The sequence below is a fragment of the Vibrio sp. 10N.222.49.C9 genome (assembly GCF_041474985.1).
Taxonomy (GTDB): domain Bacteria; phylum Pseudomonadota; class Gammaproteobacteria; order Enterobacterales; family Vibrionaceae; genus Vibrio; species Vibrio crassostreae_C.
Genome location: NZ_JBFRVD010001519.1, coordinates 1 through 287, shown reverse-complemented (window position 1 = coordinate 287; position 287 = coordinate 1). Strand labels below are relative to the sequence as shown.

Annotated in this window: 1 protein-coding gene; it reads right to left on the bottom strand. The window is 44.9% G+C overall.

The annotated features are described in order from the left end of the window. Positions 1 to 287: type II secretion system minor pseudopilin GspI (gspI, locus tag AB4585_RS29050; protein WP_372172263.1), on the bottom strand; the 287-nt coding region annotated here is incomplete at both ends.

Below are 287 nucleotides of genomic sequence, written 5' to 3'. Positions count from 1 at the left end.
CGGTACATAACTTCTTACCGTAACTAGGGGGCTATCCATTTTTTCATCTAGGGCCACACTGACATCAACCGCTCGCAAATAAGCGGTGCTTGTTGATATTGGTGTAATAGACCAATACCAGGTATAACCGGCTAATTCAGAGGTGCCTTTACGTGCTGTCTTAGGAGGCTCGGCTAGCATCATCAATGCCATTTGATTGTCCACTACCATGCCAGCAAAGGTCTTTTGCTCAAGGTAACCGATACTATTAATGTGCTGAGTAACAGCCCTAACCACACTAATAGAAG